Source organism: Mycolicibacterium litorale (genome assembly GCF_010731695.1).
In the GTDB taxonomy this organism is placed as follows: domain Bacteria; phylum Actinomycetota; class Actinomycetes; order Mycobacteriales; family Mycobacteriaceae; genus Mycobacterium; species Mycobacterium litorale.
In genome coordinates, this window is record NZ_AP022586.1 from 4,179,521 (window position 1) to 4,194,823 (window position 15,303).

The following is a 15,303-nucleotide window of genomic DNA, read 5'->3' on the forward strand; positions in this document are numbered from 1 at the left end:
ATGCAGGCGACGGTCTTCGGGGCACTGGCAGAACCGAGCCGCCTCAGGATCGTCGAGCTGCTGCGCGTCGGACCGAAGTCGGTCGGCGAGATCGCCGACGAACTGGGCATCCGCCAGCCGCAGGTGAGCAAACACCTTCGGGTGCTTGGCGATTCCGGCCTCGTCGCCGGGGAATCCCTGGCCCGACGGCGGATCTACCACCTCGAGGCGGAACCCTTCGCCGAAATCGGCCGCTGGGTCGAATCCTTCGAACGCCTCTGGGAGGCCCGGCTCGACTCGCTGGGCGACTATCTCGACTCCATGACCCGCGAAAGGAAGCCCGATGGCCACCGAGAACGCGAGTGACCGCGACGCCGGCATCAGCGCGGTGACCGACAAGATCGCCGAACTGCCCGCGTACCGCGATGTCGCGGCACGGTTGCACGAGGTGATCATGGCGGCCGGTCCCGACCTCAAACCGCGCCTCTGGTACGGGATGCCGGGATACGCGCGATCGAAGAGCAGCCCGGTGCTCTGCTTCTTCCGGGTCGACGCCGACGACTACGTCTCGTTCGGCCTCACCGAGAAGGCCAACCTCGCCCCTGACGAGGGCGCCTCGCACAAGCTCATCGGATCAGCCTGGTTTCTCACCGAACTCGACCAGGCCACCGAGGCACGGATCGCCGAGATCGTCACGCGAGCCGTCGCCTGACTCGCCACAGGAGGAACCGCGATGATTCTGCAATTGTTCACCAAGCCCAAAGAACTCGACCTCGAGCGGACGTACCGCGCTCCCCTCACCACGGTGTGGGACGCGTGGACCCGGCCGGAGGTGCTCCGGCAGTGGTGGGGTCCGGAGAAGACGCTGGTCCCCGAATGCCGAATCGATCTGCGCGTCGGTGGCGAGATCTACATCGTCATGGAGGCCGGCGCGGAGATGGGCAGGTACCAGGGCACGCGCTGGCCGATGGCGGGGACGCTCACCCGCGTGGAAGCGCCGTCCCGGCTGTCCTACGAGGCCCGGTCGTGGACCGAGGGGGAGGAAGCGACCTCGACCATCGTGCACACCAACGACATCACCCTCACCGAAGACCAGGGCATGACGACCGTCAGGCTCCATGTGTCGATCACCCAGATCGGCTCCAAGGCCAAGATGGCCGCGTTCGGGATGAAGTGGGGCTACAAGCAGCAGCTCGCCAAGCTCGGCAAACACCTCGAGGCGCACACCTGATCACCGCCGGGCAGTCGCGGCGATGCTGCCGAGCAGCTTGAGCGCATCTGCGCTCGGGCTGGCCGGTTCGGCGTCATAGACCACCAGCTCCTGGCCGGGCGTAGACCGTACGTCGAACGTCTGCATGGTCAGTTCGAGCACACCGATGTCGGGATGACGGAATGCCTTGCTGGTGAGCGACTTTCCGCGCGCGTCATGGCGCTCCCAGAGCGCGCGGAACTCGGCGCTTCCGGTGAGCAGCTCGGCCAGCACCGCCTGCACGCGCGGATCCGCCGGTGCGGCAGTGTAGTTCAGCCGGAACCCGGCGACCGAGTTCTCGGCGATGTCCTGCCAGTCGACGTAGAAGTCGCGGGCTCGCGGTTCGGTGAACACCAGCAGCATGAGGTTGCGGCCGGCTCCGAAATCGCCGAACAGCGCATCGGCCAGCGGGTTCGCGGCCAGCACGTCGTAGGCCCGGTTGTAGACCAGGGCCGGGTTCTCCGGCCAGGACGCCATCAGCCTCAGCAGCGCCGGATCGACCCGGTCGGGTGTCCGCGGGGACTCCAGCCGCGGCGCCAGGCCCGCCAGCCGGAAGAGATGCCGGTGGCCGTCGTGGTCCAGGCGCAGCGCCGCGGCAAGCGCATCGAGGACCGGCGCCGACGGGGACCGTTCGCGGCCCTGCTCCAGCCGCACGTAGTAGTCCACGCTCAGCCCGGCCAGCCACGCGACCTCTTCGCGGCGTAGACCGGGCACCCGCCGCACACCCGTCGACACCAGTCCCGTGTCTTCGGGCCGCACGTGGGCGCGCCGGCTACGCAGATAGTCGCCGAGTTCGGACATGACTCAACGATAGGTACGCAAGGCGGCAGCAGCCTGGGTGTGGCGCACCCAGTCTCACCGCGTCCTGGTAGTGCCCGCGCCGCCGCACCATGGTGGACGGCATGACTGATTCGAAGATCATCCTCATCACCGGGGCGAGCAGCGGGATCGGCGCCGCTGCCGCCATCCACCTCGCCCGCGCCGGCCATCACGTCGTCGCCGGCGCCCGCCGCGAAGACCGGCTGCGCGAACTCGCCGACAGCGCAACGGGTCTGGAACACGGCAGCCTGTCCGTGCGCCGGCTCGACGTCACCGACCGCGCCGACATGGCCGCCTTCGTCGACGCCGCAGCCGCCGCGCACGGCCGCATCGACGTCATCGTCAACAACGCCGGCGTCATGCCGCTGTCCCGCCTCGACGCGCTGCTAATCGACCAGTGGGACGCGATGATCGACGTCAACGTGCGCGGCCTGCTCAACGGCATCGCCGCGGCGCTGCCGCACTTCCAACGGCTCGGCGGCGGGCACTTCGTCACCGTGGCGTCGATCGGCGCACACGAAGTGGTGCCGACGTCCGCGGTGTACAGCGCCACCAAGTACGCCGCGTGGGCGATCACCGAAGGCCTGCGCCAGGAGTCTGACCCGTCGATCAGGGTCACCACGGTGTCGCCCGGGGTGGTGGAGTCCGAACTCGCCGAATCCATCACCGACACCCACGCCGCGGCGGCAATGCGGGAGTACCGGGCGGCCGCGATCCCGCCGGAGGCGATCGCCCGCGCCATCGCCTACGCGATCGACGAACCCGAGGGTGTGGACGTCAACGAGGTGATCGTGCGGCCCGCTCGCCAGCGCTGATCCGCAACGGCGTTTATGCCACCTACCGATCAATTGCTGCCATCGGAAATCAAAAGCTTGACCGGTTCCGTTCTAACCAGCAGATTGACCAACCGGAGCTCATCCCCCCGAACGCGAGGGGCGCCCATCCCCCCGGGCGCCCCTCGCCCATATCACTCGACGGCGTCGATCAGCCCCCATCTCAGTGCGGTGGGCGGATCGATCGTCCGACCGGACAGCACCAGGAACATCGTGCGCCACCGCCCGATGCGGCGGGTGACGCTGACGGTGCCGCCCGCACCGGGGATCAGGCCCAGGCCGAGCTCGGGCAGGCCGAACACCGCGTCGGGGGTGCTCACCACCCAGCCGCAGTAGGCTGCCATCTCCAGTCCGCTGCCCAGCACCTGACCGTGCACCCGGGCGCGGCAACGCCTGCCGAGGCGGGCGGTCAGCTCGTCGAGCACCAGTGCCGGGCTGTGCCGGGTGCGGGCGAGATGCGCGCTGGCCGGGTCGGCGAAGCTGCCGAATTCGGCGAGATCGCCTCCGCTGCAGAATGATCGGCCGGCGCCGGAGAGTACGACCTCCTCGACCGACGGGTCGAGGCGCGCGACCTCGAGCGCCTCGAGCAGGGCGGCCCTGGCATCGGTGGAGAACGCGTTGTGCCGTTGCGGACGGTTGAACTCGACCGACAGCGTGCCGCCGACGCGGGAGGCGCGTACCGGATCGGGTAGCGCGGGCATCGTTGCCGGGCCCCGTTCGGCGAGCCACCGCGCGAACTCCGGCCCGGCCTGCAGCGTGGAGTACGCCAGCGATTCGGTGATGACGCCGGGCCGGGCGGGGGCGGCCGGGTCGACCGAGCGCAGGACGTCGTCGCACACCGCGGCGGTCTGCGGCCAGCGTTCACACCGTTCGGCCAGCACCTCGAGCGTGCGGGGCACCGAGTCCACCTCGACCGTCCGCCGGTCGTCCGCACCGGCGTGTTCGGTCAGCGTGAACGCCGCACCGTCGTCCGGTGTCTCGACACCGACGACGATCCCGGCGGGCAGCTCGACGAGGCTCACGAGTACTTCTTGACGAGCTCCTGCTTGTAGAGCTTGCCGGTGTCCGTGCGGGGCAGCTGCGGCTCGAACGAGATCGACTTCGGACACTTGTAGTGCGCCAACCGATCCCGCAGCCATCCGAGCAGTTCCTCGGCGAAGGCGTCGGTGGCGTCGGCCGGGTCGACGGTCTGCACCACACCTTTGACGCGCTGGCCCATCTCCTCGTCGGGCACCCCGAACACCGCCGCGTCGAGCACCTTCGGGTGGGTGACCAGCATGTTCTCGGCTTCCTGCGGGTAGATGTTGACCCCGCCGGAGATGATCATGTGGTGGCGGCGGTCGGTCAGGTACAGGTAGCCCTCCTCGTCGAGGTACCCGATGTCACCGACTGTCGCCCAACCCTTTTCGTGGCGAGACGCGGCGGTCTTGTCGGGGTCGTTGAGGTATTCGAAGGAGGCGCCGCCCTCGAAGTAGATCTCGCCGGCCTGATTCGGCGGCAACTCGTTGCCGTCCTCGTCGAGGATGTGCAGCGCACCGGTCATCGGCTTACCCACCGAGCCGGGGTGGGCGAGCCATTCCTCCGCGCTGATGATCGTCGATCCGTGCGCCTCGGAGGACGCGTAGTACTCGTCGATGATCGGGCCCCACCAGTCGATCATCTGTTTCTTGATCTCGACCGGGCACGGCGCGGCGGCGTGGATGACGCGGCGCAGGCTCGACACGTCGTACGAATTACGCACCTGCTCAGGCAGTTTGAGCATGCGGGTGAACATGGCCGGGACGAACTGGCCGTGGGTGACGCCGTAGCGCTGAATCGCCTCGAGCGCACTCTGCGGCTCGAACTTCTCCATCACCACGACGGTGTGCCCGGCGGCCTGGACGTTCATCGACCACACCGACGGCGCCGTGTGGTAGAGCGGGGCGGGGCTCAGGTACACCGAATCCGGCTGCATCCAGACGCTGACGAGCAGCGACATCATGCCCGGCACCTCGGACGGCGGCTGGTGCGGCAGAGCGCGTTTGATGCCCTTGGGCCTGCCGGTGGTGCCCGACGAGTACTGCAGCAGATCGCCTTCGATCTCGTCGGCGATCGGTGTATCCGGTTGGTCGGCGACGCATTCCGGGTAGGTCAGCCAGCCGTCCAGCGTGCCGTCGGCGATCAGCAGCATGCGCGGCAGGCCGTTCGGCAGGTGCTCGCCGAGCTCTTGGCATGTCGCACGCAGCGCCGCAGAACCGATGACGGCCGACGCCCCGCTGTTGTCGATGATGTAGGCGGCTTCGGCGGCGGTCAGGTGGGTGTTGATGGGCACGTAGTACAGGCCGGCGCGGCGCGCACCCCACATTGCCGCGTGCATGTGCTCGTTGTTCTCCATGAGGATGGCGACGACGTCGCCCTCCTGCAGACCCTGACCGCGGAAGAAGTGGGCTAGCCGGTTGGCCCGAGCCTCGAGCTCGTCGAACGTGACGACGGTGCCGGACGGGTGGAGGATGACCGCCGGCTTCGCCCCCTTGCCGGGGCCGACATGTTCACGGATCTGCATGCGCTGACTGTACTAGGGGTGAGTTGACACGTGTCAAGAGTGTGCCTATGGCCCCCCGCACACTCTCGTACGGCCGCGAGGGTGCGCGAAATACACACCGCGAGCGGCGTGTCGAGGATCAGACACGCACGCTCGCGGTGCGAAGACGGTGCGGTGTGACGAGAGGTGGCTAGGCCTCTTCGGCCAGGCGGTGCTTGAGGGCGTCGAACTCGTCCTTGATGCCCGTGGGCAGCTTCTCGCCGACGAACTCGAACCACTCCTCGATGAGCGGCAATTCGTCGCGCCACTCCTCGGGCTTGACCGCCAGTGCCGCGTCCACGTCGGCCGGATCCACGTCGAGACCCTCGAGGTCGAGATCCTCGGCGGTCGGCACGATGCCGATCGCGGTGCTGCGGCCGTCGGCCTTGTGCTCGATGCGCTCGACGGCCCACTTCAGCACGCGGCTGTTCTCGCCGAAGCCGGGCCACAGGAAGCGGCCGTCGTCGCCGCGGCGGAACCAGTTGACGAAGAACACCGCGGGCATCTTGGACTCGTCGGCGTTCTTGCCGATGTCGATCCAGTGCTGGAAGTAGTCACCGACGTTGTAGCCGAGGAAGGGCAGCATCGCCATCGGATCGCGGCGCACCGTGCCGACCTTGCCCTCGGCGGCGGCCGTCTGCTCCGAGCCCAGGGTGGCGCCGATGAACACACCGTGCTGCCAGTCGCGGGCCTGGGTGATCAGCGGGACCGTCGTCTTGCGGCGGCCGCCGAACAGGATCGCCGAGATCGGCACACCCTGCGGGTCGTCCCACTCCGGGGCCAGCGTCGGGCACTGTGCGATCGGGGTGCAGTAGCGCGAGTTCGGGTGCGCGGCCTTCTCCTCGGACTCCGGGGTCCAGTCGCGGCCCTTCCAGTCGATGAGGTGCTGCGGGTCGCCCTCCAGGCCCTCCCACCACACGTCGCCCTCGTCGGTCAGCGCGACGTTGGTGAACACGGTGTTGCCTGCCGCGATCGTCTTCATCGCGTTGGGGTTCGAGTCCCAGTTGGTGCCGGGCGCGACGCCGAAGAAACCGAACTCGGGGTTGGTGGCGTAGAGCCGGCCGTCCTTGCCGAACCGCATCCAGGCGATGTCGTCGCCCACGGTCTCGGCGCGCCAGCCCGGAATGGTGGGCTGCAGCATCGCGAGGTTGGTCTTACCGCACGCCGACGGGAACGCCGCGGCGATGTAGTAGGCCTTGTTCTCCGGGGAGATCAGCTTGAGGATCAGCATGTGCTCGGCGAGCCAGCCCTCGTCGTGCGCCATCGCCGAGGCGATCCGCAGCGAGTAACACTTCTTGCCCAGCAGCGCGTTGCCGCCGTAGCCCGAGCCGAAGCTCCAGATCTCGCGGGTCTCCGGGAAGTGGGTGATGTACTTCGTGTCGTTGCAGGGCCACGGCACATCCTGCTGGCCGGGCTCGAGCGGCGCGCCCACGGTGTGCAGCGCCTTGACGAAGAAGCCGTCGTCGCCCATCTTGTCCAGCGCCGCCTGGCCCATGCGGGTCATCGTGCGCATCGAGATCACCACGTACTCCGAGTCGGTGATCTCCACGCCGAGCTTGGGATCCTCCGCGTCCAGCGGACCCATGCAGAACGGCACCACGTACATGGTGCGGCCGCGCATGCTGCCCCGGTACAGGTCGGTCATGATCCCGCGCATCTTCGCCGGGTCCATCCAGTTGTTGGTCGGACCGGCGTCGACCTCCCGCTCGGTACAGATGAACGTGCGGGATTCGACGCGGGCGACATCGGACGGGTCGGACAGGGCGAGGTACGAGTTGGGCTTGAGTTCATCGTTGAGCTTGGTGAAGGTGCCCGCGTCGACCAGCTGCTGGGTCAGTCGGGCGCACTCCTCGTCCGAGCCGTCGGCGAACACCACGCGTTCCGGTTGGGTCAGCTCGGCGACTTCCCGAACCCAGGCCAGCAGTCCCTCGTGTCTCGTCGGAGCGGTGTCCAGACCCGGAATGGTGGCTGAAGTCATTCTGTGATTCTCCTGCATCTTCGGTGCACTCTGTCCGCCAGGACGCAGGCCCACGATGACGCCGATGAACGAGATCAGCGGCGATCACGGTCGTCCCTTGTTCCGAGGTTAACGTGGGTGACATACCCGAAGGAATTCGGATCTATGTCCGATCACTCACAGGAACGATTCAGATAAGCAAATTCGTGCGATACCGATCAGTAACCGACGGTTTTCCCGGAATTTCGTTCGCTCGCATCGGTCAATTCCCCGCAGAAATCGTCATCGAGTGCGGCCCGCACCGCATCCCGTGCGCGCAGCAAGCCGGGGAGTCGACGGTCCCGCAGCGCCGCCGCGCGTACCGTCGCCGCCGCGTGCTCCCGTAGTTCGGCGTCGATTTCCGCGATTCGCCCGGCCGCCGTCTCCGACTCCGCCGCCTCGTCGGCGGCCAGCGAACCGGTCAGCGCCGCCTCGGCGGCCACGACACGGGTGGCGACGGCCTCCTCCGCCGCCGAGCGCAGCGCCGCGGTCAGGTCCACCACCCAGCGGTCCAGGACGCCGCGGTCGTGCAGCAGCCCCCGGATGCCGACCACCCACACCGCCACCGCGAGACCGGCCGCCGCGCCGGCGAGCACCCCGGCAACGGTGAGGCCGGGAGCCACCCCGGTGAAAAGCCGGCTCACCGCGAGCGCCACCCCGAGTCCGAAGCCGGCGCCGAGCAGCATCATCAGCCGTGTCTCGAGTCGGCGGGACCGCAGCGGCGGGCCCGGTAGGTCCGGCACCGCGGCGGGTCCGTCCGGTGCGGGCACCGCGTCGAGGTGCAGATCGGCCGCGACCGCGGTCAGGTGGGTGGTGACGCCCTCGTCGACCTCCGCCATCACCTCCGCGGCGCGGCGCCGTGCACCGTCTTCGAACGCCGCGAACCGGCGACGGCCCAGTCCGGTGATGTCCTCCTGCAGTTCGCCCCGCACCGACGCGCAGCGGTTGCGGGCGAAGTACGCCAACTGCACCCGGGCCTGCTGGACCTGGCTGCGCAGCGCGATCGTGCGCTGGGACTTCTCCAGCCGCCTGCCGCGCCGGATGTCGTCGCGCTGGGACCGCAACGTCGAGACCCGCGCCTGCCGGTCGGCGCCGTCGCCGTCGGCGCGATATCGGGTGATCACTTTGTCGAGCTGACTCTCCCACGCCCGCAACCTGTTTCGGCGCAGCAAGTCAGGGTCGGAGAGCAGACCGCGCAGCAGGTCGACCAGTTGGTCGACCGCCGGATCGCCGGCGTCCGGGGCGGCCGCCGCCCCCACCCACGGCAACCGGGTGTACCGCGGGCGGTGCGCGGCGAGCAGGTCCCGGTCGGTGGCCAGTACCTCGCGCCAGTCGTGGTGCGCATCGGTCTTCGTCACCACGCCGACCACACCGTCGGTGTGGGCGGCCGCCAGATCGAGGAGCTCACAGTCGGACGGGGTCACCGGAGCGGCCGCCGACACCGCGAACACCACCGCGCGGGGTGCGGTGCCGACGGCCAATTCGTCGGCCTCGACGAACGTGACCTCGGGCAGCCGGGAACGCAGCGCCGCCGCCAGGCTGCTCACCCCCGCCAGCCACGGCCCGGTGACCAGGACAGCGTCCGTGCTGCGCACCCCCGGGGAGGTCAGCGTCGGGTCGACGGCGGCCACCACCGCGTCGGCGGCCGCGACCGGATCGGGTGTCGTCATCGGTGCCGGCCCAGCAGTCGCAGCGAGCCGCGGCAGATGTCGGCGCCGCACGCGCGGTGCAGCGGGCCGACCGGACCGCGGCTGTAGGCGCGCCACCGCACCGCCCGGCGCAGATGGGTTGCGGGGTCGTCGCCCGCGTCGACCCGCAGGCCGGCGGCCTGCACCACGTCCACCGCGGCCGTCATCGCTGCGAGCACGGCGTCGTCACCGGCCAGGAAGTCGGCGACCGCCGGCGACCCGGTGGCCAGCGCCTGCAGTTCGGTCACCGCGGCGCGCACCCGGCGGTACCGCACCGGCGCGGCCAGCGTGTCCACCTCGGCGAGGACACCGTCGACACCGCTGAGCCCGCGCAGCAGTGACGGCAACTGCCCGGCGTCGGCGCCGTCGCGCAGCGCGGCCACGGCGTGGGCGACGCCGTTCCGGTCGAGCAGGCGCAACAGCCGCAGCCGCACGTCGCGGGGCAGCGGGTGTGCGCAGTCGAGGAACGCCTGGTGCGAGCTCAGATCGGCCGGTTCGGCGGCCAGCGCCCGCAACGCGCCGGCCGCCTCGTCGTCCAGGGTGACGCCGGCGAGCAGCGCCACCGCAGGCACGACCGGCGCACCGGCCGCCCGGCGCAGCGCCTCCTGCGGCCCGGCGCCCGTGCGGTCGGCCTTGTTGCAGACGACCAGCACCGGCACCCCGGCCTCGCGCCACGCCGCCACCGCCGACCGGTCCTCGGGCTTCACCGATTCGGCGACCACCACGACGGCGACGTCGGCGGCACCGCCAGCGATCCGGATCCCCTCGGCGCAGGCCAAGGCGCGGGTGAGCGTGGCCCGTCCCACGCCGGGGCGACCGCCGACGGCCACCCGCACCGGCGCAGCCGCCCTGGCGGCCACCGCGGACACCGCGGCGTCACCGCCGTCCTGCGCGAAGCGTGTCAGCACGTCGACGAAAATGGCGGCGCCCTCCCTGCGTCGACCCGTCACGGACTCGGGTCCCCGGGGCAATCGTGGCATCTACCGGGACGCCTCCCGAACGAATGTTTGGCATACCAGCCGAAGGCAACTGTTGGGTATCAATCTGTACCACGATGGGGGTACTCCGACACTGATGAGACACCATGGACGGATGCATGTCAGTGAGTCGGATATCGCCGGCGGGCCGGCGCCTGACTCAGCCGGCGGGCCGGCGCCTGACTCAGCAGGCCCGCATTCAACGCACCACGTGCCGACCGACGACTCCCCCACCGAGCACCGCCACCGGCGGGTCACGAGTTTCCGGTCCCGCCGCTCGACGCTGTCCCCGGGCCAGCAGTCCACCTGGGACCGGCTGTGGCCCGAACTGGGCACCGAGGCCAGGGACGCCGACGGCCACCCCGCCCCAGCGCTGGACACCACGGCGTGGTTCGGCCGGTCCGCACCGCTGGTCCTCGAGATCGGGTCGGGCACCGGGACCTCGACGCTGGCGATGGCGCAGGCCGAACCTGATATCGACGTCATCGCCGTCGAGGTGTACCGCCGCGGCCTCGCCCAGCTGCTGACCGGGATCGACCGCGCCGGGGTGCGCAACATCAGGATGATCCGCGGCGACGGCGTCGACGTCCTCGAGTACATGGTCGCCAGCGCGTCGCTGACCGGGGTCCGGGTGTTCTTCCCCGATCCGTGGCCCAAATCCCGCCACCACAAGCGGCGGCTGCTGCAGCCGGCGACCGTGGCGCTGATCGCCGACCGGCTGCGGCCCGGCGGCGTCCTGCACGCGGCGACCGACCACCAGGGTTACGCAGCCCACATCGCCGAGGTCGGCGATGCCGAACCGCTGCTGCGCCGGGTCGGCGAATCCGACCCGCTGCCCATCTCGGTGCACCGCCCAGTGACGAAGTACGAGCGCAAGGCTCTCGCGGGCCCCGACATCACCGAACTGGTCTGGGAGAGGCGCCCATGAGCCTGACCGAGGACTACCCGCAGGTGACCGCACCGCCACCGCCCGACGGTCCCCCCGCCGGAACCCAACGGGTACTGCTGGTGTGGGACGCGCCCAACCTCGACATGGGGCTCGGCTCGATCATCGGGGGCAGGCCGACGGCGGCGCACCGCCCGCGGTTCGACGCGCTCGGCCGCTGGCTGCTCGCCCGCACCGCCGACCTGTCCGCCGGACGTGAGGACGTCACCCTCGAACCCGAGGCGACCGTCTTCACCAACATCGCCCCCGGCAGCGCCGACGTCGTCCGTCCGTGGGTGGAGGCACTGCGCAACGTGGGTTTCGCCGTCTTCGCCAAACCGAAGATCGACGAAGACAGCGACGTCGACAGCGACATGCTGGACCACATTGCGCTGCGTCGTCGCGAGGGTCTGGCCGCCGTACTGGTGGCGTCCGCAGACGGTCAGGCGTTCCGGCTGCCGCTCGAAGAGATCGCCCGCGAGGGGATCCCCGTGCAGGTGCTCGGATTTCGCGAACATGCGAGCTGGGCGCTAGCGTCGGATACCTTGGAGTTCGTCGATCTGGAAGACATTCCTGGTGTTTTCCGGGAGCCGTTGCCGCGGATCGGACTGGATTCGCTGCCTGAGCAGGGAGCATGGCTGCAGCCGTTCCGGCCGCTGTCCGCGCTGCTGACCTCGCGTGTGTGACAAACGATGGCCACTGCGCGGTCGACATTGAATTGGTGAGGAGCTTACGTGTTCGCCTGGTGGGGTCGAAACGTATACCGATATCGGTACATGGTGATCGGTGTCATGGTGGCGCTGTGCGTCGGCGGCGGCATCTACGGGATCAGTCTCGGTAATCACGTCACGCAGAGCGGTTTCTACGACGAGGGCAGCCAGTCGGTGCAGGCGTCGGTCATCGGCGACGAGATCTACGGCCGCGACCGCACCAGCCACGTCGTGGCCATCCTGACCCCGGCCGACGGCGAGAAGGTCGACAACCCCGAGTGGCAGCGCGACGTCGTCGGTCAGCTCGACACCTTCGTCAAGGATCACCCGGACCAGGTGGTGAGCTGGGTCGGCTGGCTGAGGGCACCGGACGCCGCCAGCGAGACCGTGCAGCAGATGAAGACCAGCGATCTGTCGAAGACGTTCGTCAGCATCCCGCTCAAAGGCGACACCGACGACGAGATCCTGAAGAACTACCAGGTCGTCGAACCCGACCTCCAGCAGATCAACGACGGCAACATCCAGCTGGCCGGCCTCAACCCGCTGGCCAGCGAGCTCACCGGCAGTATCGGCGAGGATCAGAAGCGCGCCGAGGTGGCCGCCATCCCGCTGGTCTGCGTGGTGCTGTTCTTCGTGTTCGGCGGCGTCATCGCGGCCGCACTGCCCGGCCTCATCGGCGGCCTCACCATCGCCGGCGCGCTGGGCATCATGCGCCTGCTCGCCGAGATCATGCCCGTGCACTTCTTCGCCCAGCCGGTGGTGACGCTCATGGGCCTGGGCATCGCCGTCGACTACGGCTTGTTCATGGTCAGCCGGTTCCGTGAGGAACTCGCCGAGGGCTACGACACCGAAGCGGCCGTACGCCGCACGGTGATGACCTCCGGCCGCACGATCATGTTCTCCGCGGTCATCCTGGTCGCCTCGTCCGTGCCGCTGCTGTTGTTCCCGCAGGGCTTCCTCAAGTCCATCACCTACGCGATCATCGCCTCGGTCATGCTGGCGGCGGTTCTGTCGATCACCGTCCTCGCCGCAGCCCTGGCGATCCTCGGCCCCAAGGTCGACGCGCTGGGCGTCAAGACACTGATCAAGTTCGCCCAGCCCGATCCGATCGCGTCCGACCCGTCGGTTCAGAAGACCAACACGTTCGCGGTGGCGTCCATCCCGCTGGGGCTGCTGGTGCCGCCGGTGGGCATCGCGCTCGGCCACATCGCCCGCAAACGCATCAAGCAGACGGGTGAACATGGCGCCAACCTGGCCCTGATCGGTCTGATCGTCGGCTACACCGCGCTGTACGGCGCGATGGCCTACGGCATCATCGCGCTGAAGGACAACGACACCATCGGCAGCGGCGTCTATTGGATGTTGCTCGGCATCGTGATCTTCCTCGTCATCGTCACCTTCGGCCTCGCCCTCGCGCGTTACGTGCCGTTGGCGCGTCGCCCCATCGTGTGGTGGCTGCACTGGCTGGCGGAGAAGACCCAGAAGACCAAGACCCGTGCCGAGGTCGAGCAGGGCTTCTGGGGCAAGCTGGTCACCCGCGTGATGAAGCGGCCCGCGGCCTTCGCGGTACCGATCGTCATCGTCATGATCCTGCTGATCATCCCGCTGGGGCAGCTGTCCCTCGGCGGCATCAGCGAGAAGTACCTGCCGCCGGACAACCCGGTCCGCCAGGCACAGGAGGACTTCGACCGCAGCTTCCCCGGGTTCCGCACCGAACCGCTGACGCTGGTGCTCAAGAGCGACAACGGCGAGCCGGTCACCGATCAGCAGGTCGCCGACATGCGTGCCAAGGCGATGACGATCAACGGGTTCATCGACGCGGACAACGATCCGTCGAAGATGTGGCAGGAGCGGTCGGTCCAGGAGGGCGGCTCGAAGGATCCGTCGGTGCGGGTGATCCAGAACGGTCTGGAGAACCGCAATGACGCCGCCCAGAAGATCGAGGATCTGCGTGCCCTGTCGCCGCCGCGCGGGGTCACCGTGCTGGTCGGCGGCACCCCCGCGCTCGAGCAGGACAGTATCCACAGCCTGTTCGACCGGCTGCCGCTGATGGTCACCATCCTGATCGTCACGACCACGATCCTGATGTTCCTGGCGTTCGGGTCGCTGGTGCTGCCGATCAAGGCCGCGCTGATGAGCGCGCTGACGCTGGGTTCGACGATGGGCATCCTGACGTGGATGTTCGTCGACGGGCACGGCGCCGGGTTGATGAACTACACGCCGCAGCCGTTGATGGCGCCGATGATCGGCCTGATCATCGCGGTCATCTGGGGTCTGTCCACCGACTACGAGGTCTTCCTGGTGTCCCGCATGGTGGAGGCGCGCGCCCGCGGGCTGTCCACCGCCGAGGCCATCCGGGTCGGCACCGCCACCACCGGCCGCCTGATCACCGGCGCTGCGCTGGTGCTGGCCGTGGTCGCCGGAGCGTTCGTGTTCTCCGATCTGGTGATGATGAAGTACCTGGCGTTCGGCCTGCTGCTCGCGCTGCTGCTGGACGCGACGATCATCCGGATGTTCCTCGTGCCCGCGGTCATGAAGATGCTCGGCGACGACTGCTGGTGGGCACCGCGCTGGATGAAGCGGATCCAGGAACGGCTCGGCCTCGGCGAGATCGAACTGCCCGACGAGCGCAAACGACCGCTGGTGCGCGACCCCGCCGACGACCCGGCGCTGGTCGGTGCCGGCGCCCCGGTGCCGCCTCGCCCGCGTCCGCCGCACGATCCGACGCACCCCGGTGTCGAGGGTCGCGTCGGGCCCACCCGCATCCCGCCGCGGCCGCCCCGGCTGAACGGTCCGTCCGGCGCGGGAACCACGCGGATCCCGGCCAACCGGCCCGGTCCCGCGCAGGAGCCGCCGACGACCCGGCTGTCGGTGGCGAAGAACGCGGTGCGTGGTGCGGTCAACTCCGCCACGACACAGCGGACGCCGCGGCCGACCGGCCCGGCGCCCCGGCGCGAGGAGCGCGAGATCGAGTCGTGGCTCGGCGAACTGCGGGGCGGTCCGGCGGGACCGGGCGGTCAGCCACCGCGGCCTCCGCAGCCGTCGGCCGACCAGACGACGGCCATGCGGGCCGGCGCGCCGAAGCCGCCACCGGAACCCGAGGGCAACGAGCCGACGACGGCGATCCCGGTGCAGCGTCCGCCGCAGCCGGCTCCGCAGTCCGAGGGCGACGCGACGACGAAGATTCCGACCCAGAAGGATCCGGAGTCGACCGAGAAGCTCGACACCCCGGAGGATCCGAAGCGTCGCGGCGGTGGCATGAGCGCCGCGGATCTGCTGCGCCGCGAAGGCCGGATGTAGCACTCACCCCTCTGCGCGAGGGTGCGTGTCTGCTCACGACGCGCCGCGGAAACGTGGACGCTATGCGCACCCTCGCGGTCAGCTGATCCCGTCAGCGCCCGGCCGGGCCCCCGCGAGGCTCCTGCCCGCCGACGTGCTCGACCACACCGGCCGGCATGCTCCGTCGACTCATCACCCACCGTCGGGTTCCTCAATCTGCGCGATCATGACGGCGGAGGCTGTGCTTAGCTCGGGTGGTGTCCGAGGCCAGTCGCACCACCGCCGAGT

Annotated in this window: 13 protein-coding genes; 7 read left to right on the plus strand and 6 right to left on the minus strand. The window is 69.4% G+C overall.

The window, feature by feature from the left end:
- The 3 genes from G6N30_RS19860 to G6N30_RS19870 are packed head-to-tail and all read left to right on the plus strand — an operon-like array spanning position 1 to position 1,210.
- Entirely contained in the window at positions 1-345 is a 345-nt protein-coding gene (locus tag G6N30_RS19860) for an ArsR/SmtB family transcription factor (protein ID WP_134058305.1), read from the plus strand.
- Positions 323-691 (plus strand): DUF1801 domain-containing protein, encoded by a 369-nt coding sequence (locus G6N30_RS19865; RefSeq protein ID WP_134058307.1) that lies wholly within the window; start codon positions 323-325, stop codon positions 689-691. The genes G6N30_RS19860 and G6N30_RS19865 overlap by 23 nt, the downstream gene beginning before the upstream one ends.
- A 21-nt stretch (positions 692-712) precedes the next feature.
- A complete protein-coding gene (locus G6N30_RS19870; RefSeq protein WP_134058309.1) occupies positions 713-1,210 on the plus strand; it encodes an SRPBCC family protein in 498 nt (165 codons plus the stop codon).
- Here the strand turns inward: G6N30_RS19870 and G6N30_RS19875 are convergent, their stop codons facing one another.
- On the minus strand, positions 1,211-2,029 hold the full coding sequence (locus tag G6N30_RS19875) for a helix-turn-helix transcriptional regulator (protein WP_134058311.1): 819 nt from the start codon (positions 2,027-2,029) through the stop codon (positions 1,211-1,213). It lies immediately after the preceding gene.
- Positions 2,030-2,130: 101 nt separating this feature from the next.
- Between G6N30_RS19875 and G6N30_RS19880 the strand changes: the two genes are divergently transcribed.
- A complete protein-coding gene (locus tag G6N30_RS19880; protein ID WP_197906148.1) occupies positions 2,131-2,862 on the plus strand; it encodes an SDR family oxidoreductase in 732 nt (243 codons plus the stop codon).
- Between the two features lie 152 nt (positions 2,863-3,014).
- On the opposite strand, the gene G6N30_RS19885 is transcribed toward G6N30_RS19880, so the two are convergent.
- The 5 genes from G6N30_RS19885 to G6N30_RS19905 form a co-directional block, all read right to left on the minus strand.
- Positions 3,015-3,902, minus strand: coding sequence for an enoyl-CoA hydratase/isomerase family protein (locus G6N30_RS19885; protein ID WP_208324451.1), 888 nt, complete (start codon positions 3,900-3,902; stop codon positions 3,015-3,017).
- Positions 3,899-5,422 (minus strand): fatty-acid--CoA ligase FadD4, encoded by a 1,524-nt coding sequence (gene fadD4, locus G6N30_RS27060; protein ID WP_134058317.1) that lies wholly within the window; start codon positions 5,420-5,422, stop codon positions 3,899-3,901. The genes G6N30_RS19885 and fadD4 overlap by 4 nt, the downstream gene beginning before the upstream one ends.
- Positions 5,423-5,591: 169 nt before the next feature.
- Positions 5,592-7,418, minus strand: a complete 1,827-nt coding sequence (locus tag G6N30_RS19895) for a phosphoenolpyruvate carboxykinase (GTP) (RefSeq protein WP_134058319.1) — start codon at positions 7,416-7,418, stop codon at positions 5,592-5,594.
- A 197-nt stretch (positions 7,419-7,615) separates the two neighbouring features.
- A complete protein-coding gene (locus G6N30_RS19900) occupies positions 7,616-9,106 on the minus strand; it encodes a hypothetical protein (RefSeq protein ID WP_134058321.1) in 1,491 nt (496 codons plus the stop codon).
- The gene (locus G6N30_RS19905; protein WP_134058323.1) at positions 9,103-10,104 is read right to left on the minus strand and encodes a hypothetical protein; all 1,002 of its coding nucleotides are present in this window, start codon (positions 10,102-10,104) and stop codon (positions 9,103-9,105) included. Before G6N30_RS19905 ends, G6N30_RS19900 begins: the two co-directional genes overlap by 4 nt.
- Positions 10,105-10,198: 94 nt before the next feature.
- Between G6N30_RS19905 and trmB the strand changes: the two genes are divergently transcribed.
- From trmB to G6N30_RS19920, 3 genes are read left to right on the plus strand one after another with little or no spacing between them, the layout of a single operon-like run.
- On the plus strand, positions 10,199-11,029 hold the full coding sequence (gene trmB, locus G6N30_RS19910) for a tRNA (guanosine(46)-N7)-methyltransferase TrmB (RefSeq protein ID WP_134058326.1): 831 nt from the start codon (positions 10,199-10,201) through the stop codon (positions 11,027-11,029).
- Complete coding sequence (locus tag G6N30_RS19915; RefSeq protein WP_134058328.1) at positions 11,026-11,712, plus strand: NYN domain-containing protein; 687 nt, start codon at positions 11,026-11,028, stop codon at positions 11,710-11,712. Before trmB ends, G6N30_RS19915 begins: the two co-directional genes overlap by 4 nt.
- A gap of 48 nt (positions 11,713-11,760) precedes the next feature.
- Positions 11,761-15,036 carry an MMPL family transporter gene (locus G6N30_RS19920; RefSeq protein ID WP_134058329.1) on the plus strand — a complete coding sequence of 1,092 codons (3,276 nt, stop codon included), beginning with the start codon at positions 11,761-11,763 and terminating at the stop codon, positions 15,034-15,036.
- Positions 15,037-15,303 lie beyond the last annotated feature (267 nt).